The organism is Pedobacter folensis, assembly GCF_056490665.1.
Map to the genome: position 1 here is coordinate 1096999 of NZ_JBWJIF010000001.1, position 18459 is coordinate 1115457.

At 39.5% G+C, this 18459-nt stretch carries 15 protein-coding genes; 6 read left to right on the top strand and 9 right to left on the bottom strand.

What is annotated here, in order from left to right; all coding sequences use genetic code 11:
• Nucleotides 1-11 precede the first annotated feature (11 nt).
• The 3 genes from epsC to AC04QZ_RS04470 form a co-directional block, all read right to left on the bottom strand.
• Nucleotides 12-824: a serine O-acetyltransferase EpsC gene (epsC, locus tag AC04QZ_RS04460; RefSeq protein ID WP_086546564.1), complete on the bottom strand. Its 813-nt coding sequence runs from the start codon at nucleotides 822-824 to the stop codon at nucleotides 12-14.
• Between the two features lie 221 nt (nucleotides 825-1045).
• Nucleotides 1046-2926 (bottom strand): heparinase II/III domain-containing protein, encoded by a 1881-nt coding sequence (locus AC04QZ_RS04465; protein ID WP_478356736.1) that lies wholly within the window; start codon nucleotides 2924-2926, stop codon nucleotides 1046-1048.
• 39 nt (nucleotides 2927-2965) lie between these two features.
• Complete coding sequence (locus tag AC04QZ_RS04470) at nucleotides 2966-5572, bottom strand: DUF7133 domain-containing protein (RefSeq protein WP_478356737.1); 2607 nt, start codon at nucleotides 5570-5572, stop codon at nucleotides 2966-2968.
• A gap of 357 nt (nucleotides 5573-5929) precedes the next feature.
• Between AC04QZ_RS04470 and AC04QZ_RS04475 the strand changes: the two genes are divergently transcribed.
• The 5 genes from AC04QZ_RS04475 (at nucleotide 5930) to AC04QZ_RS04495 (ending at nucleotide 10085) form a co-directional block, all read left to right on the top strand.
• Nucleotides 5930-6100, top strand: coding sequence for a hypothetical protein (locus AC04QZ_RS04475; protein WP_478356738.1), 171 nt, complete (start codon nucleotides 5930-5932; stop codon nucleotides 6098-6100).
• A gap of 328 nt (nucleotides 6101-6428) precedes the next feature.
• Nucleotides 6429-6980, top strand: coding sequence for a hypothetical protein (locus AC04QZ_RS04480; protein WP_478356739.1), 552 nt, complete (start codon nucleotides 6429-6431; stop codon nucleotides 6978-6980).
• Between the two features lie 168 nt (nucleotides 6981-7148).
• Nucleotides 7149-8234 carry a fatty acid desaturase family protein gene (locus AC04QZ_RS04485; protein ID WP_478356740.1) on the top strand — a complete coding sequence of 362 codons (1086 nt, stop codon included), beginning with the start codon at nucleotides 7149-7151 and terminating at the stop codon, nucleotides 8232-8234.
• A gap of 468 nt (nucleotides 8235-8702) precedes the next feature.
• Complete coding sequence (locus AC04QZ_RS04490) at nucleotides 8703-9290, top strand: GDSL-type esterase/lipase family protein (RefSeq protein WP_478356741.1); 588 nt, start codon at nucleotides 8703-8705, stop codon at nucleotides 9288-9290.
• A gap of 114 nt (nucleotides 9291-9404) precedes the next feature.
• The gene (locus AC04QZ_RS04495) at nucleotides 9405-10085 is read left to right on the top strand and encodes an esterase family protein (protein ID WP_478356742.1); all 681 of its coding nucleotides are present in this window, start codon (nucleotides 9405-9407) and stop codon (nucleotides 10083-10085) included.
• 21 nt (nucleotides 10086-10106) lie between these two features.
• On the opposite strand, the gene AC04QZ_RS04500 is transcribed toward AC04QZ_RS04495, so the two are convergent.
• Entirely contained in the window at nucleotides 10107-10634 is a 528-nt protein-coding gene (locus tag AC04QZ_RS04500) for a hypothetical protein (RefSeq protein WP_478356743.1), read from the bottom strand.
• A gap of 207 nt (nucleotides 10635-10841) precedes the next feature.
• Here AC04QZ_RS04500 and AC04QZ_RS04505 point away from each other — a divergent pair, with 207 nt between their 5' ends.
• Complete coding sequence (locus AC04QZ_RS04505) at nucleotides 10842-11624, top strand: HAD-IIA family hydrolase (protein WP_086546572.1); 783 nt, start codon at nucleotides 10842-10844, stop codon at nucleotides 11622-11624.
• 98 nt (nucleotides 11625-11722) lie between these two features.
• Here the strand turns inward: AC04QZ_RS04505 and AC04QZ_RS04510 are convergent, their stop codons facing one another.
• From AC04QZ_RS04510 to AC04QZ_RS04530, 5 genes are all read right to left on the bottom strand, one after another.
• A complete protein-coding gene (locus AC04QZ_RS04510) occupies nucleotides 11723-11998 on the bottom strand; it encodes a hypothetical protein (RefSeq protein ID WP_478356744.1) in 276 nt (91 codons plus the stop codon).
• A 444-nt stretch (nucleotides 11999-12442) separates the two neighbouring features.
• Nucleotides 12443-13945, bottom strand: a complete 1503-nt coding sequence (locus AC04QZ_RS04515) for an alpha-L-fucosidase (protein WP_478356745.1) — start codon at nucleotides 13943-13945, stop codon at nucleotides 12443-12445.
• 106 nt (nucleotides 13946-14051) lie between these two features.
• Nucleotides 14052-15641, bottom strand: coding sequence for a beta-N-acetylhexosaminidase (locus tag AC04QZ_RS04520; protein ID WP_478356746.1), 1590 nt, complete (start codon nucleotides 15639-15641; stop codon nucleotides 14052-14054).
• Nucleotides 15641-17029, bottom strand: coding sequence for an alpha-L-fucosidase (locus tag AC04QZ_RS04525; protein ID WP_478356747.1), 1389 nt, complete (start codon nucleotides 17027-17029; stop codon nucleotides 15641-15643). Before AC04QZ_RS04525 ends, AC04QZ_RS04520 begins: the two co-directional genes overlap by 1 nt.
• Before the next feature lie 53 nt (nucleotides 17030-17082).
• The gene (locus tag AC04QZ_RS04530) at nucleotides 17083-18453 is read right to left on the bottom strand and encodes a M60 family metallopeptidase (RefSeq protein ID WP_478356749.1); all 1371 of its coding nucleotides are present in this window, start codon (nucleotides 18451-18453) and stop codon (nucleotides 17083-17085) included.
• Nucleotides 18454-18459 lie beyond the last annotated feature (6 nt).

The following is an 18459-nucleotide window of genomic DNA, read 5'->3' on the forward strand; positions in this document are numbered from 1 at the left end:
TTTTAATATATTTAATTGGTTTCTTTATGGTTTCTAATGGTAATTATTGGAGAATGATAAGCGGTAGAAAAGGCCGGAATACTTTCTGTAAGCCATACGTTCCCGCCGATGATACTATCATGTCCGATGATGGTTTCGCCCCCCAGAATAGTCGCTCCGGAATAGATGACTACCCTATCCTCTACGGTTGGGTGGCGTTTGCTGCCTGCCAGTGTTTTCTTAACACTCAACGCGCCGAGTGTTACGCCCTGATAAAGTTTTACATAACGGCCTATTGTACTGGTTTCGCCGATAACAATCCCAGTTCCGTGATCGATATGAAAGTACTCGCCAATACTCGCTGCCGGGTGGATATCGATACCTGTTTTAGAATGGGCATATTCGGTAAGTATCCTCGGAACCAGTGGTATACCGAAATTATAAAGCATATGGGCAATCCTGTAAAAACAGATGGCATAAAAACCCGGATAGGTTCTGATTACCTCAAACCTGCTCTGTGCCGCCGGATCGCCTTCATAAATGGCTACGATATCGGTATTCAATACACGGTAAAGCGCTGGCAGTTCTTCAAAAAACTGACCGGCTGCATTTTTACATTCACTATTTTTAAGCCTGCAACTGGCCGATATGATATCATAAAGCTCAAGTTCCAAAACAGCAATATATTCTTTTACTTCTGTAATCGTTGAAAATACTTTAGGGGAATTTTCTGGAAAAAGTACCTGAATTAACTTTTCTGCCCAACGGGATATCACTTCATTGGGTGGAATATTTGGTTGTTCAAGAGGGTTCTTAATAATTTGTTCAAAAAAATGGTCTTCCATAACTGGTGGTTATACCGCTCCGATCTGCTCATCGACTAGGTATATAGATTTAATCGCTAAATGTAAGTTTTGTTTTTTTAAACCAAAACAACTGGCGCAATTTTATGCTAAAAATTGCTCGACGATAACAATAAAATTCATCTTTATCCCTTTTTGAAAGAATGATCTTTAAAATGAAGGCTTAGAAAGTAGAGCAGAAATATATCAGCTACCAGGCTTATTTATTTTTTAGGCCAGCTGGATATGGGTTGAGCAGAAAAGCTTTTTGGTGAGGGGGATTGCGCATCTAGAAAAACCGATATGGCCTGTTCGCTACCGGCTTTGAGCCTTACTTCGAATCCTACAATTGAAGTACCTGGATTTTTGGCATCATAATCGGTAAGTGGATCCGTCGACCAGGTTTTCATTTTAACTTCGCTTTTGGCATCAACGAAGAGATAACATCTTTTGCCCTGGTAACTTAATTCGATGGTATGCCCATCAATAATCTGTACCCTGGCAGGTGTAACCATTGACCAACGAAGCGTTACATCTGTGTTTCCTACAGTTATTTCATCACGGATCAGTACCGTTTTTTTATTAATCAAGGCTACCCCTCTAACTGATTTATTTAGTTTATCAGTATATAAGGTGCTCAAATCGGCAACAGCATTCATAAACTGACCATCATCACTGCTACTGATGAAAGCAGCATTTCCCTTTACGTTCTGCAAGGTACTATCGATTGAAAGGGTATTGTGTGCGAGATTATTATAACGGAATATTTTCCAACGCTGTGCATTTTGTTTGCTGTCCCAAAGATTAATTCCTTTTGATTCGAGCGATTCGTATTCCTGCATCCCAAAATCCATTGCCCAGCGTACGCCTTGCGATTCCATGATGAAAGAACCTACATCCATATGACCATGGCTAACAGCAGGCGAACCACCTTTAAAACCCACAAAAGTAGCCAGCGGATCAGTCCAAGAACTACGCATTAAAGCCACCGGATTAGGGCCGTTTCCGGTCCAAAATTGTGCAGTTTTAGGTTGAATATGGTTAAGCGATAATTTTGCACCCCAGATCATTGCCGATGGCAGCAACCTATTCTGTAAAGGCATTTGTTCATCGAGCTGTTGTTTGGTTACCCATAATAAGCCGGGATCTTTTAGTTTTGATGCAAACCAAAAAAGTGCCGGATTAAATTCGGCAACTGCCCGGCTATCAGAATAGTTAAAAGGAGTGCCCGAAGGCCCCGTCATATTAGTCAGGTAATCAGCCGTTTTAAGGAAACCAGGCTGAGCGCTCAGGCCAAAGTCCTGATGAAAAATGCCCTCCAAAGCACTGATAAACATCACATTAAAAGAAGTACCATATTCCCAGTATCCATAACCTTCCGGATAAGCCCCATCAGGCGCATATTGTTTCATGGGTAGGGTTACACTTTTTATTGCACGGTTAATCAGTTTGGCTGATAAGGCGGGGTGTACTTCAAAAGTAGCAATTGCACCAAATGTGATTCCCGCATTACATACCTGATTCCAGTTATTGGTAATATTTAACCAGTTGTTATATTTAGTATTTGTTGAAGGCTGTATTCCCTTTTCGAGAATGGCAAGCGCCACAATATTTCTGGTTGATTGGGGCAAATCCTGATATAACCAATCGTAACCTATTGACAAAGCCATAGTCATTTCACCGACATCAAGAAAATGACTGGGGTTCCAATCTTTAAAGCCGGATACAGCAAGCAGTTCTTTTTCAGCCCTGGTTACATACTTTTTATCGTGGCTAAACCTGTAAGCATAAGAAAGGTAATAAATTCTTTTGAGTGCTTCTCTTGATACATCAAGTAAACGTTTACCAATCATTATGCGTTCTAATGCAGGTTTATTTAAAACCTGATCTGCTGCTGATAGTATGGCTTGATGGATTTGTTTAAACCTCCGATCGCGCCTGACATTTTCTAAGATCTGTGTTTCAAGCTCGTGGCTTATCAGTAACCTTGGATGCGGAGGCATCTTAAAAGTAGAATCAATTTCCTTGTTTTGCCCGACTGCAAGCGTTGAGCAAAACAAGGTTATGATGGTAAATATGATTGTGATAAGCTGATTTTTCTTCATGGGTTAACGATCATCCTTATCAAATTTTTATAGGGGAAACTATTTTTTCTGTTCAGATAAAAAAGTAACCAGCGAAGCTAATTCTTCATATGATAATGAATTAGCCAAACCTTCCGGCATCATCGAAGTTTCCATTTCTTTTCTCGATAGAATATCGCCTGCTTTAATGGTAAAAACCTCACCTGCAATATTACGAACCACTACTTTGGCAGCAGTTTCTTCTGTAATGAAACCCATATAGGTACGGTCGCCTTTAGCACTAATCATGACCGAGGCAAATCCCTGAGAAATGGAAGCATTAGGTTTCAATATCGATTCTGCAATCTGCTCACGGTTCATAATAGAGCCAATTTGTCCCATAAACGGGCCTTTCATTTTCTCGCTTTTGCTCAAACTATGGCAGGCTACACAACCCTGACTATTGAAAATATTTCTTCCTTTTAAAGGATTACCCTGTAATTTATTGATAGCCAGCAACACATCTTCGATAGATGATTTACCTACCTGACCTTTTTTGTTTTTGATTTTATCCAGATCAATTTTTGGTTCTTCAGTAGCCGCTACTTTTTCTTCTTCGGCAAATTCAGGGATATCCATCCTTTGGCGTGCATTTAAATCAACATAAAACTGTTTTCCCTGCGCTCCGGCTTTGGTTGCTTCCTCTTTCAAAAATTTCTCGATGATAGGAGAACCTTCCCACGAAACCGCTTTAAAGTATGGGCCATGAGAGTCAGGGCGTGTACCCCACCACCAGCTCGCATCGTAAGCAATTTCTTTTTTATACAAACGGCCTAAGGTAACCAGGATCTGTTGTTTTAATTTTTCATCGTTCGATTGTTTGTAGTTTTCAATCAGCCCGTTAACTGCTTTTTCGGTATGGATATAACGTAATGCCCAAAGCGCAAGGGTAGAATTTTCGGTTTTTACCGCAGCAAGCAAAGCATCTACTGCCTGAAGATCAACTAAGGCCCGAACAGCTAAGTGAGGCAAAATAATGGCTGAATTAGGTGTTGCATGAGGTCCTTCGGTGCCTTTTGCAGGTGCTGTAAACGAAGCAGGCACCTTGGTTTGTAAAAGCACATTAGCAACTTCTGCCCTGCCCAAACGGTTTAAACCAATTATCGAAGCAGCCTGAACGCGAACAGAAGGATCTTTTAAACCTTCTAAAAATGGTTCAACCGGTACTTTATCTATACTGCCTTTACGATCAGCAAGTGCTTTTAATGCAAATTCTTTAACTGCTTTATCTTTGGTAAATTCAACTAAAGTAGCGATACCGTTTTCTTTGGTCAGCTGTGCATAAGTATAAATACCAGCTATACGAACATCAAGTGCTAAACCCTGATCGGAAGCTACTTTTAAAGCCGTTGCAATAGCTTGTTTATTGTTGCGTGCAACCAATTCCTGCGAAGCCGTTAAACGGCCTACCGCACTATTGGATTTAAGTAGCTCGGTTAGTTTTTTAATTGAAGCTTTTTTAACATCAGGAAAAGCTTTATATGTCCAGTTATTTGGCACTGCACGAACAATGTAACCTTTATTCGGACTGCCAGAGTAACCTGCGCCATCCCATGCCGAGAGATACAATCTTCCAGAACCATCTACATCAAGATCGGTAATTTGAGGTAGTTTAATAAAATCTTCGTCTTTTTGGGTAAAGGTAGGGCCATCAGTAGTTACTCGATGAATATAAAGCATGCTTCTGCCCCAATCGGCCATCATTGGTACATGGTTATATTGTTCAGGCCAGTTCGGCTCATCCATAAACAATGCGCCGGTACCCGATCCTCCGCCTAAATCGGCAAGTGCCGGAATAATCTCGTCTGTAAAATTCTGAAATAAAACTGGGTAACCATATTCACCTGATTGTATGTGGTGCGAGAAACGAACATTCCATCCTCCACCATCATTGGTATTTTCTCTGGTAAAAACGTTCATGTAAGGATCGATAGCGACATCATAAACATTACGTGTACCATGTGTATATACTTCCATTTCAGTTCCGTCAGGACGAACGCGCATAATCCCGCCGCCTAACATGGTTAATTTTTTACCTGAACGGTCTACAGCATCATGGAATCCAAAATCTCCTACAGAAATATAAATCCATCCATCAATCCCCATTCTTATACCATTGGTGGCATGGTCGGTACCACGTTCGCGGATATATTTGGCATTACTGATGTGCTCAATAAGTGGTTTTTCAGGTCCATCGGCTTTACCATCGCCATCCTTATCTTCGAAAACAACCAAATTCATGCCTGTAGCCTGCTTTGTTTCTTTCGAAAAAGTGGTGTGTAATACATATACCTGACTGCCCTGAACAATAATACCGCGGGGATTATCCACTTCGGCAAAATCTACATGTTCGTCCATTTTACCATCATTATCCTTATCTATTAATTTAAGGATGTGGCCTTTACCAGGATCTTTACCTAAAGAACCGATCATATCCACACCAACATATACTTCTCCTGTTGGTGCGACTGCTAAACAGGCTGGGCTGGGTGTAACATCTGGACCTGCAAAATTGGTTATCGTTAATTCGGGGGGTGATACGCGTTGTATCCTGGGTTCGCTAAAAAAGTTTTTTAATCCAAAAAAAACTAGGGTGAAAGAAATTAAGCTTAAAGAGAATTTAATCATTTGTGTGTTATTGTTTCTGGTTAGTTTGTGTCGCGTAAACTTACAAAAAAATATAAATTTCCTTATGCCACAATTTTGTGTTGTTTTAATTCTTATTTCATGCGTAGCGACAAGGTCTTATACCGTTTATTCATTGCAAAAGTTAAATTTCTGACTTTACCCGGTATAATCTCCAAAAAACAGCCACAATTGCAATAGAAATCAGAAGAACAGCTATTAAATAAACAAAAAACACCTTGAAAACTGAAGAAAAACCTTCCATCATCATAACTAGGTAAATTATTTTCATAATAACTTGAATTATAGCATACATTTTATTATATTTACTAAATCCAACATTCATTAAATCAGTACGTTATGAAAAATATTCTTTATTTCTTCCTGACTGCCCTGATCTCCTCCATTGCGCTGTTGATTACAAGGGATTCATTTGAACCCGAATTGGTTTACAGCACCGTGGTATTAATATGGATTCTGTACATCTGGTACCATGTTTATGCTGCTAATAAGAGGAACTACAGCGAGTAGCCTGTGTTTTTGTTCATTTTAATGCCCAAACCATTATTGTTGGGCTAAATTTGCATGCCTTATATTTTAGCATGATACAAACGTAACGGACTGCCCACCAGGATAAAAAATATATGATAGCACGCTATCATGTTTTTCCGGAATGGTAAGGATGCAATAAAATCCGATATCCAAACAGATCAATCCCAATTCTCTACACAAATCCCTGGTTTTACGAAGCTTTGCGTCAGTTGCTTAACATAAAGTTAACAGACATCGGTATTTCCAATTTCAGTTAAATTGAATAATTTCGCAAGGTTAGGTCATTGACAAGAAAATTAAATCCATTATGAAAAAAATTATCTTCACTTTGTACTGCTTAGGATTTTTGTTGGTGGCCCAGGCACAAAAAGTAATGCCCGAAATTAAGGCAGGTACCACCTTAAGCACAACAGTTTATGTTCAGAGCAGAGATGTGCCTGTGCTTTTTACCATTAAGCGCATTGAAGCGCCCATTACTTTTGCCTGGTTTGTAGAAGGCTATGGCGAAGGTGAGTTCGAAATCAACCAAAAAGCTTTTGAAAATGGTAAGGCCATCTATACACAACAACCTCCGCAGGGAATCACAAAGCTAGGCGATGATGAAACATATGGACTGATTTCGAAAGAAGCATATAAATCATTGGTAGACCATAAAACGTTTACCTATAACACCATTAAGTTCAAAACAAAGGAAACAGGTGTAAAACCACTTAAATTTGGCGACAAAGAGGTTGATGCAACCAATGTAGCTAGTGAAGATGGCAAATTGGAACTCTGGATTTTAAACAATCCCAACTTTCCGCTTATCTTGCAAACCACTGGCTTTGGTTTAGATATCCTGATCAACGAAATCAAGTAGGTGTCTTTTAACTGCAAAACTCACCAGTTAATTTATTACCTTCGTCGAAAACTAAAACAAATTAGTTTACGTTTATAACTAAGCTTGGCGCATTAGCCAGGTTATACATAAAGCTTAATGAACTTGGAGTATCGACCTCGTACATGGGGTAGATAAGGGTACAAGATCATGAAATCAAAAGCTAAATTCCCATGTTTACCGGGAAATACATTTTATGCTGAAGTTCGCAGCAGAGTAAACAACCACTTTAAAACGAACAACAGAAGTACCAATGCCAATGTACTGATGTGGTTCAAAGCCTGTCTTTTCCTAACCATATTTCTGGCCCTTTACTTTGCTATACTCCTTTTAAACGTTCACAGCAGTATACTTTTGGGACTTACCATTTTACTGGGCGCAACCTGTGCATTTATTGGTTTTAATATCTGTCACGATGCCATCCATGGTTCTTTTTCGAGCTCTAAACGCACCAATTCATTTTTCAGTTTTCTTTTTAATATGGTTGGCGCTAATCCATATGTATGGAACATTACACACAATGTGGTGCACCATACTTATACCAATATCCCAGGTCATGATGAAGATATTGAAGTGGCGCCAGGCTTAATACGGATCTGTACCGAAGATGAGTTAAAACCTCATCAGCGTTTCCAGCAGTGGTACGCCTTTCCTTTATATAGTTTGGCTTCGCTTTCCTGGGTATTTCGTAAAGATTATAAAAAGTTTTTTCAAAAAAGTGTGGGTGCCTGTCAGAACAAGCATCCAAAAGTTGAATACTTTAACCTTTTTTTCTATAAGTTCCTATACTATTTTATTTTTATTGGTTTACCGATATTGTTTATGGAAATTCCATGGTGGCAGGTTGCCATCGGTTTCGTTGTGTTACACATGGCGCAAGGGTTAACCATGGGACTTGTTTTTCAACTGGCTCATGTAGTAGAAGGAACCACTTTTCCTTCCACAAATGCAGAAGGTAATATGGAAGAAGCCTGGGCAGAACATCAAATGCGTACTACGGCTAACTTTGCTACCCAATGCCCTATTTCGGCTTTCTTTCTTGGTGGATTGAACCGGCAGATAGAACACCATCTTTTCCCAAAAATTTGCCATGTGCATTATGGACAAATCTCCACAATCGTAAAACAAACAGCCTTGGAATTTGGATTGCCTTATCACGAAAACGCCACTTTTTTATCGGCACTCCGCTCCCACTACCGCATTCTTAAAAAAATGGGACAGCCCGAAACAATTTAGCCATCTTTCAATTTCATTACCTAACGAATAAGTTATGGGCAATAATTGAAACTTAATATTCTTAAATCCTTAATGGTAAAAAAGCGTCAAACCTTTATTTCTCAACCATTAAGAAATTCAGGGCATTAAGTTATATTTCTTTGGAATTATATAACAAATAGACTTCTATACAACCATACTTCTCAACCATTAGTTAAGGGCAATCATTCAAACTTAATGTTCTTAAATCCTTAATGGTAAAAAAGCGTCACACCTTTATTCCCTGACCATTAAGAAATTCAGGGCATTAAGTGCTGATTTCGTGTGAATGAACTAAAAACTCAATCAACAAATGACCAATTAACCAATGACTAATGAACTAATGACCAATAAACTAATGACCAATAAACCACCAACTCTATAGCTCATAACATAAACTTAACACACAATACATTTCTTCAGGAGGCAGATATTTTTATCTTTAACGGTATGTACTGGTACGAAGAAGAAGTTAAACAATTGGAAAGGGCGCATCGCTTAGATCGGGAGCATCCGGGTGTTATTTTCTATGGCAGTTCATCTATTCGTTTATGGAATAGTCTGGAGGATGATTTTGATTACATGAAAGTAACTAATTTAGGCTTTGGTGGTTCTACATTAGCAGCTTGTGTGTGGTTTTTTGAGCGGATTATGATCGACTACAGGCCCAAGGCACTAGTGGTATATGCAGGCGATAACGACCTTGGCGATGGCAGAAACCCGGAAGAGATATTTATATTTTTCCAGCAGCTGATGGTTAAGGTTAACCAACGTTTTGGCATGCTGCCCTGTTATTTTATCTCCTTAAAGCCCAGCCTTACCCGCTGGCAAATGGCCGATCAGTTTAGGTATACCAATAACCTTATCGAAAGCGAAATTATTAAACTCAACAGCCATTGGAAATTTATTGATGTTTTTAAGAAAATGCTCAACAAAGAAGGCAACCCAAATCCGGCACTTTATGATCACGACGGACTTCACCTGAGTGAAGAAGGTTATCGTTTATGGGCCACTATTGTTAGAGAGAAATTAGGTTAATCATTACGCTCAATTAATATCCCGATAACATACATGCCTTAATTTTCCGCAAAAGAATTGAAGTTAATGAATAGGGAATATCATAAATGGTTCAGTCATCATCTCCAACGGGATATGGAGCTACTAGTTTTCGGCCATGCCGGAAGAGCAGTTATCTTTTTTCCTACCCGAATGGCCAGGTTTTACGATTACGAAAACTGGGGAATTATCGCTTCATTAAGTGCGCAGATTGAAAATGGTGAACTTCAAATTTTCTGTGTAGATAGTATTGATGGAGAAAGCTTTTATAATGATGAGGTATTTCCATCGGTACGGATCAACAGGCATTTACAATATGAAAAATATCTCCTTGAAGAAGTATTATCGCTTATTTATCAAAAAAATGATGGCAATTATATAGAAACTGCCGGTTGCAGCATGGGGGCTTATCACGCGATAAACCTGGCCATGAAATACCCCTGGTTATTCAAAAAAGCAGTCGGCATTAGCGGAAGGTACGACCTTACGGATAACATTGGCGATTTTAGAGACCTGCTGAACGGATTTCACAGCGATGAGGTTTATTTTAATATGCCTGCCCAGTATATAGCCAACCTAAATGATGACCGGTTGTTATCGGCAGTTAGAAACATGGAAATTATTCTGGCCGTAGGTGAAACGGATCCTTTTTTAAGTGGCAATCAACACCTGAGCAGCCTGCTATGGGAAAAAGGTGTTCCCAACCAGTTTCATACCTGGGAGAGTAATGCGCACCGCCCCCATTACTGGCGAAAAATGGCGCCTATGTACATTTAATTATCGCAAAGACAAGCCTTCTTACTTTACGGCTAAATTAAAATATTGTTTAATGTGAAGGGTATCTACAGGTTTGCTGGATTTTTCGGCAGCTAAAACAATATTTGCATCAAGCAGCCATTTTTCTGCTGAGCTATTCATGCTCGCCACTTTAATTCCTTTAACCGTCCCTGCAATTGGAGTTAAGTTGAAATAATCACATGTAGGGCAAGAAAACAGATATTTTACTTTTCCAGCCAGAATATCAGCATCCGTTAGTAAAAATTTATCACCCAGCATAGGCGCCTGAATATATACCCGGGTGGTACTAAAGTTATTACTTTTTGTAGCCAAGAAAATCCGGTATTGTCCGGTTGTAAGTGCCATCTGCTGATCGCTCATAGCTGCATAATTAACATACTCATATGAGCAGTTTCCTTCACTACATGGCGTTAAATTTTTCGCATCAATGGTAAAATCCATGGGATTATCAGTTTTCTTTTTACAGGCACTCAAGATGCTTAATGCAATAAAAAAGATGGCGGTTATTTTAAAAGCGTTTCTCATCATTTAATTTTCTATGAATACGGTATAAACTTAGGATATGCTACAATTCGAATATTAATTTTTCATTAAATCGATGAACAGCATGAAATATCATGCGAACACAGCGAATAAGTTTGGGTTAAAAACTGACCGCTGAAAGACTTTATCTTAACATTGATTGAACAAGAAAATATTAAGTTTGCACCTAAACAGATTAAATCTACAAAAAACATGAAACAAGGATTATTAATAGATATGGATGGGGTGATTTACAGCGGGGAAGAATTGATATTTGGTGCTGATAAATTCATTAAAAACTTAATTGACGAAGATATTCCTTTTGCATTTATGACCAACAACAGTCAAAGAACGGCTTTAGAAGTGGTACGTAAATTAAAGGGACTGGGAATAAAAGTAGAAGAAAGCCATGTATATACCAGTGCAATGGCTACCGGAAAATTTCTATCCGACCAAAGCCCGGCTGGTACCGCTTATGTATTGGGAGAAGGTGGTTTACTAAGCAGTTTACACGATCATGGCATTACTTTGGTAAACACCGATCCGGAATTTGTGGTATTGGGTGAAGGCCGAAACTTTACACTCGAAATGGTACAGCGTGCTGTGGATATGATTCTTGCGGGAGCCAAGTTTATCACTACAAACAGAGATCCATCACCTAAAAAACCAGGATGGAATAACCTCGGAATCGCGGCAACCACAGCAATGATTGAGGAAGCTACCGGCAGAAAAGCCTTTGTTACAGGTAAACCAAGTCCGGTGATGATGCGCTCGGCACGTAAATTCCTGGGATTGGAAACCAGTGAAACCACTGTTATTGGCGATACCATGGAAACTGATATACAAGGCGGTGTTCAGATGGGATATAAAACCATTCTGGTGCTTTCGGGTATCTCAAGCAAGGATACTTTAGGCCATTATGCTTTTAAACCAGATATGATTGCCAGCTCTGTTGATGAAATTAAGTTTCCTTTAGCCTGGTGGGAAGATAAGTAGTTTAGCATTTTGAACCTGGAGTTTAAACGTGGTGTCAGAAAGAAATATCTGGCACCATATAAAAAAACTAATGAACTAATGACCAATGAACTAAGGTACTACTTTAGCTGATTAATGGTTAATAAAGGCGCAGAATGGAAATATACAGGCTTAAAAAATTTCAACCGATAATCAGATGTAAATATTCCTGGTTTATGATCAAACTTGGAAGCTGAACCACTAGCTTTGAATAAACTAAACGAAGCTGAATCTCTCGCCGTGTGCTTATGCGTCGGGGCATCAGGCACTTTGTGATCAGTAAATTTATCCGCCCGGGTTAAAAGTCCAACTGCTGGTATAACCATTAATAACGCCATGCAAGAAATCAGTCTCATATCATTGTGTTTAAATCCGATTATTATTTGGTTAAGTTTAAACAAAGATGAGACGATGTTATTAGTAAGATGATTAACTGGCGTTATGAAATTGTTAAAATTACGATGTCATTTTAATTCAATATTAAATGATATGGATGTATACCCATTAGGTTAGCATTAAGACTGCGCAGCAACATCCATCGCTACGCAATCATTAACTAACCAAAATAAATGTATTTACCAGGCGTAACATCAGATAACCAGTCTTGATGCGCGCTCGATATAGACGGTAAAATAGGGCACTAATCAACCTGTATATTACCTATCGTTTACATTTAAATCTTAAATCAAAACCCGGCTAATGTCTCCTTTTGTCAGGAAGCCTGATTTGATATGATCATCATGCGGTTTGCTTTAAACCGTACTGAAGTAAAAAATTCAATAAAATAACGGGCGATTAACCTACATTTTAGCATCCATTAACTTTGCGGCTTTTGCTTTCGGTGCTTCCAGTTTCATCTTAATTACAAATGCCTTACTGGGCTGAAAATCATTTGGCAGTGTTACATCGTAATAGGTATTCTTATCCAGATCCAATCCGATATCCGATTGTTTTAATTCCAGTTTTTTGCCATTGATTAAGAGCGCAGCTGTACCCGGAACCTGTTTGGCATTTTTAGGCACCGCAATACGCACAAGACCATTTACCGGTCGGTTAAAAACAGTTAAATAAAGGTTATCGTCCTTTTGTGTAAAGTAACCTAATTTGGAAGGTGTTAATGCGGCATGGCGAACCCCGTACACGGCTTCGGCGTTTTGTTTTATCCATTCGCCCATTTCCCTGGCAATTTTATCCTCCTCGGGATGCATATTCCCGTTTCCATCAGGGCCAAAGTTTAATACAAAATTGCCATTCATAGATACCGAACGCATCAGCATATCCAATAAATCGTCGGTGGTTTTGGTATAAATTCCCGACCAGTCTTTCATATAACCCCAGCCGTTTGGTGGAATAGTCATAACCGCATCCCAGTCGTGACCATTTAACCACTCAAATTCTGCAGGTAACTTACGCTCCCAGCCTTGTTCGTAGTCGCCTAAAATATTGCCATTCGAATCGAAGTGCCGCGATCCGTGTTCATCGTTACGGAAACGTGAGCCAATAATTAATCCGGGGTGTTTTTCACGGAGTTCTTTTTCTAAATTGTAGGTAAATTCGTAGGCACTTTTCCAGGAGGCATCCCAGGTACCATCGAACCAGAACCCTTTAATTTTAGGATAGTTCTCCAGTTGCTCTAAAAGCTGGTTTCGGGTATAAGCCAAAAATTTACCGAATTTTTCTTTTTCTTCGTCTGTTTTTGGGGCTTTACCCATATAATTTGGGTTATTCCATTCTAAAATCGAGAAATAGAGATATACATCAATACCTTCGGCAGTATAAGCATCTACAATCTGTTTCACAATATCCTTTTTATATGGCGATGCAGAAATATTATAATCAGAATATTTTGTCGGCCAAAGAGCAAAACCATCGTGGTGTTTGGTTGTAAAAATCACATATTTTGCCCCCATTTCCTTAGCTTGTTTAGCCCAACGTTTGGCATCGAAATTTTTCGGGTTAAATTGTTTGTATAAGTTATCGTAAGTTTTGGCCCAGTCTTTTGGTGCCGTTGGCCCTCCCCATGAGCGGATCCATTCTGATGCTGCTGCACCACCCCTTGCGCTTACCCCGTTCCATTCGTTACCCGCGATAGAATAAATTCCCCAATGGATAAACTGCCCCAAACCATAGCTCCGAAAAGCCTCCATATCTGCATCGGTACGATGCGGTGGCGTTAATGTTCCGTATTTAACTTCCACTTCTTTTGTCGGTTTGCTCTTTGGCCCTGTCCATTGCGCATCTGCAGGGTTTACTGCAGCTATAGCAGCAAGGCTAACCAAGGCAAACTTTAATATATTTTTCATCTGTTTAATTTTGTTTTCTTTTGTAATGAAGCTGCCATGATTTAATCATTATATGGTGTGGTTTGAAAATCATGACAGTTTCATATTCAAATTTTATGCGTTCTTGTTAATCTTTATAATTTAATGGTTTCTTTCTCCTAACCGGTATTTCGGGGTTTTGCAAGGGTTTTGAAGGATGATAATAATAAAGCCCTGCTTTGCCATAAAGCGTCAGATGCTGGCTTAAATTATTGCTGAAGGTTTTAAAATCTTTATGTTTTTGTGGCGTCCATGCAGCTTCTGCCAGGGCAGCAATGCGTGGAAAAAGCAAATAATCTAAACGGTTATCGTTATCTACTGTTTCTGTCCAAAGGTTGGCCTGAATACCTAAAATAAGCTGTTTTTCTTTTTCATTTTCAGTAAAAGACTGTGCATCGAACTGGTAAACCTGCTCAACCGGACTATACAGTTTGTTCCATTTCCTGCCATATTGATGCGTACTATCCTGAACAAAATCGAAATACAGGGGTAAACGTGGACATAAAACCGTCTGGTAACCTTTACTCAAGGCAGTACGGAGTTGTGCAGGTTTTTCCTGGCGCCACCAAAACATAATTGTTTTTTCTTTTGGCAAATCGGCTTCGGCCATTTCATCCCAAAAAATAGCCCTGACGTTTAATTGATAGAGCGAATCGGCCATACGTTTCATAAAATAATGTTCTACTGCAGCATCATCTTTAAGCTTTTCGCGTTCGCGGAGTTTCAAAATATCGGCATTGCTTTTCCACTTTTCATTTCCATAACTCACTTCATCTCCACCTAAATGAATTAATCCGGCAGGGAAAAGCACATTGGTTTCTTTTAGAATATCGGTTAAATAACCGTAGGTTTTGTCCAGACCAGGATTAAAGGTAAACTCCGGGTGCCCTGCTGAACCACCTCCAGAATATTCGGGATAAGCCCGATTGGCTGCCGTAGCATGCCCGGGCATATCAATTTCGGGTATCACTTTAATGTAACGTTCTGCAGCGTAAGCTACAATTTCCCTAATATCGGCTTGTGTGTAGAACTGAGCGGGTAAATTAGGTGTTAAGTAATCTCCAATGCCTCCAATAAGGGCTAAATTAGGATATTTCTTAATTTCCAGGCGCCATGCTGGTTCATCAGTTAAATGCCAATGGAAGGTATTTAGTTTATAAAAGGCCATCCAGTTTAGAATGGATTTTACTTTTTGTTTACCAAAAAAATGGCGCGATTCGTCGAGCATAAAGCCACGCCAGCCATAAGCTGGTGCATCGCTTATCTCTGCTACCGGAACCTGGTTATTTTTACTGGTTAGCGCCAATTGCAGCAACGAGATTATTCCATAAAAAATCCCGTTAGGGTGTGTAGCAGAAATGGTCACCTGTTCAGGCTTAATACTGATCTGGTAAGCACATGAATCTGCCTGCCTGCGACCTGCCTTTAGCACCAGAAGAATATTTGCCGATTTTGCTTTCTGCTGAAGGGTAATTCCTTTTTGACTTAATAATTCGTTCTGAAAATAGTAAGCAATCATTTTTAACTGTTCGTTATGATAACCAATGCTACTGTGATTATTAAGCGTAAAGTAACCACTGCCTTTTGCAAATTGCAGCGGCATAGGAATAATTCCGGCTTGCTGTGCAAAGGCCGTTGAGTAAATAAGTAATATAGATAATGCATATAGTACCCTCATTAGTTGGTTGTTATTTTCAATACATAAACAGGAATTTGATTTCCTTTTTTATAATCAACGGGTAAATTCAGGTTGAGGCCTTCATTATTGATGGTCCATTCGATTTTCTTATTGTTTCCTAAAAGCTCAATATTTTTAACAGATAATAAACTTTTATTTATTTGCTTTAACTGTACAACTGGTTTTTGCCAGCTCCTTAAAAAAACATACACGTTCTTATCCTTTGCCGTATAATAAACATCTGGTGTTACAGATTTTGGTGTACCGTCAAAAACAGCATCTTTAATGGCGTTTTTACTTTCTTCAATGGAGCTATTATCGCTCTTTTCATTGTTGTTTTCTTTAACAGCTAACCATGGGTGGCTGGCGTAAATGGCCTCCTGGTTAATATCCATCCATTTGCCTACAGCTTTTAATCTTTCGGTTGCCCAATCTGGAAAGGTACCATCGCCTTTAGGTCCAACGTTTAGCAATAAATTACCCCCGTTAGCCACTACTTCTACCAAATGCCTCACCAGCATTTCGGGCGATTTCCAAACGCTATCGTGTTTGTTATAACCCCAGTTTTGGCCAATGGTTAAACAAGATTCCCATGCTTTTTTTGATGATGGAGATAAAGATTGTTCAGAAATTGAAAAGTCGCCATAACCATTCCCAATTCTATTGTTTACCAGGCAGTTTGGCTGTATTTTTTCAACCAATGCTTTAAGTTCTGCACTCTCTTTTTTACTGATGAGTTCGGGTGTATCGAACCAAATTGCACCAATCGGGCCATAGTTACTTAAAAGCTCTGTAATTTGTGGTTTAACCTTTCTTTCGAAATAGCGGTTAAAAACTTTAGCATCTTCATTCGGATAATCCCAGGTATTGCTTCTGCCCGCTTTTACAGGCCAATTTGTTGGCACATCCGGATCTTGCCAATCTCTCCCCAAGGAATAATAAAGGCAAAGGGTGATGTTGTATTTTTTACAGGCTTTCGCCAGCGCTGCAACTGGATCGCGTTTAAACGGACTTCTTTTTACAATATTATAATCGCTGCTGGCCGAATTATACATGGCAAAACCATCATGATGTTTTGCTGTAAAAACGATATACTTTATGCCTGTTTCTTTGGCTTGCTTAACCCAGGCATCTGCATCGAACTTGATGGGATTAAACTGATTAGCAATGGTTCCATACTCCTGTACCGGAATGCGTTCGTACAGCATAAAATGCTCTCCTCCTTTAACCCGGTGGCCTTTCCAATCGCCGGCAGTTTGCGCATACAAACCCCAGTGCAGGAACAGACCGAATTTTTCAGCTTTAAATTGATCTATCGGACCTGTTTGTGCAAACAAGTTTGCTACCAGACCTATCGTAAATAAGGTAAACAAGTATTTTTTTTTCATTAACTTATATTTTACACTCCGGAATCCATTTTCCGGAGTGTATTTTTTTTTATTTAATCTCTCAAGGTTGTCAAATCAACTGCAGGCGCTGGCAAAGCCAAAGCTGTAATTTCATCATAAACCGATTGTGTTACTGGCAAGCCCCATTTTTTAAAAAAATCGCTTAAATCGTTTCCGCTAATCGTACAGGCCTTTAGCATAAAATAACGCATTTTAGCCGCATCGTTAGCTAATGAAGGATTTTCGGTACGGGTTTGCTTATGCAGCGTAATGTAAAAGGCATCGCCATATTTGAGCCACAACTGATAAAACATCCCCAACCTGGTATCATTCGCATTGGCAACTGTACCATTAAAATTACGGCTAGCCTGGGCAATACTAAAATAATTATCAACCGAGGTCCATTTGCCATCCCGGTTCATGCGGGAAGGTGTAACACCAAAATATCGTTCGGCAGCCATCGAATACAGGTTTACCGTAACCTCGGTCAAACCTGTCCAGGTCCACGGACCTTGTTGATGGATATGCCCAACCTCATGCCATAATCCCCAGCCCGAAACTCCACTAACATTTGCATTTTGCAGAATACGATAAGTTAAAGAACGGATATAAAAAATCCCAATCCCCGCAGCCATGTAATCACCTGAATTTGCAGGGTCTTTAACGGTGATCAAATATTTATATGGCCCTGCGGTATGCAATGCTGTAGATCCATCAATGCCACTAAAAGCATCTTCTGCATCAATAATCTGATCAATTTTAGTACTCACCGCTTGCTGATCGTCGGTTTTATAAGTAATTGCATCATCCCTTCGGGCAACCACAATGGCACGACTGGTTTCGATGATAACATCAGGTACATTAGTTAAACTATCGAGCATGGTTAACCAATCGGCATTTGAAGTAACATTTTTCTTAAAATAAGGTACAGGCTTAAAACCTTTACCAAAGCTAAGACTTGCAGATGCTGCGGGAGTAGCGCTACTTACATATTTTACCCAGGCCATTCCACCATATTGATCGGCTTTAATCTTATTTAAACCTACTTGTAAGGTGTAATAAGTACGCACGGGTCTAATGTTATCTCTAAATGGTGTACCTAATACCAGCTGAGGCAAACGGGTCCCGCTGGTTTGAGCAACAGTAACATAAATAGAATCGTTTGCAGCCACATAATATCCGGTAGGTAACATTTCGTTATGATTGGACTGAATTAGTCTGTTAGCTACCGCCTGACTGCCCACATTTTCGGTATACGTTTGCGTAACCGGAGCCACCATACCTGATACAGGACCAACTGCAGTAAGCTTATTTTTTAAACTAAAAGTATCTGTGCTGTCTGCCTGCTCATTGGTCTTTTTACATGCAAAAACAGAGATTGAAAAAGCCAGGCTTAGTAAGCCAATTTGATATAGATTTTTCATAGCTGT

What these genes read in the sequence shown, in the direction of transcription:
- AC04QZ_RS04515 (WP_478356745.1), bottom strand. Translation starts at nt 13,945, where the DNA reads ATGAAAAATATATTAAAGTTTGCCTTGGTTAGCCTTGCTGCTATAGCT.
- AC04QZ_RS04520 (WP_478356746.1), bottom strand. Translation starts at nt 15,641, where the DNA reads ATGAGGGTACTATATGCATTATCTATATTACTTATTTACTCAACGGCC.
- AC04QZ_RS04470 (WP_478356737.1), bottom strand. Translation starts at nt 5,572, where the DNA reads ATGATTAAATTCTCTTTAAGCTTAATTTCTTTCACCCTAGTTTTTTTT.
- AC04QZ_RS04525 (WP_478356747.1), bottom strand. Translation starts at nt 17,029, where the DNA reads ATGAAAAAAAAATACTTGTTTACCTTATTTACGATAGGTCTGGTAGCA.
- AC04QZ_RS04500 (WP_478356743.1), bottom strand. Translation starts at nt 10,634, where the DNA reads ATGATGAGAAACGCTTTTAAAATAACCGCCATCTTTTTTATTGCATTA.
- AC04QZ_RS04505 (WP_086546572.1), top strand. Translation starts at nt 10,842, where the DNA reads ATGAAACAAGGATTATTAATAGATATGGATGGGGTGATTTACAGCGGG.
- epsC (WP_086546564.1), bottom strand. Translation starts at nt 824, where the DNA reads ATGGAAGACCATTTTTTTGAACAAATTATTAAGAACCCTCTTGAACAA.
- AC04QZ_RS04465 (WP_478356736.1), bottom strand. Translation starts at nt 2,926, where the DNA reads ATGAAGAAAAATCAGCTTATCACAATCATATTTACCATCATAACCTTG.
- AC04QZ_RS04475 (WP_478356738.1), top strand. Translation starts at nt 5,930, where the DNA reads ATGAAAAATATTCTTTATTTCTTCCTGACTGCCCTGATCTCCTCCATT.
- AC04QZ_RS04495 (WP_478356742.1), top strand. Translation starts at nt 9,405, where the DNA reads ATGGAGCTACTAGTTTTCGGCCATGCCGGAAGAGCAGTTATCTTTTTT.
- AC04QZ_RS04490 (WP_478356741.1), top strand. Translation starts at nt 8,703, where the DNA reads ATGTACTGGTACGAAGAAGAAGTTAAACAATTGGAAAGGGCGCATCGC.
- AC04QZ_RS04530 (WP_478356749.1), bottom strand. Translation starts at nt 18,453, where the DNA reads ATGAAAAATCTATATCAAATTGGCTTACTAAGCCTGGCTTTTTCAATC.
- AC04QZ_RS04485 (WP_478356740.1), top strand. Translation starts at nt 7,149, where the DNA reads ATGAAATCAAAAGCTAAATTCCCATGTTTACCGGGAAATACATTTTAT.
- AC04QZ_RS04480 (WP_478356739.1), top strand. Translation starts at nt 6,429, where the DNA reads ATGAAAAAAATTATCTTCACTTTGTACTGCTTAGGATTTTTGTTGGTG.
- AC04QZ_RS04510 (WP_478356744.1), bottom strand. Translation starts at nt 11,998, where the DNA reads ATGAGACTGATTTCTTGCATGGCGTTATTAATGGTTATACCAGCAGTT.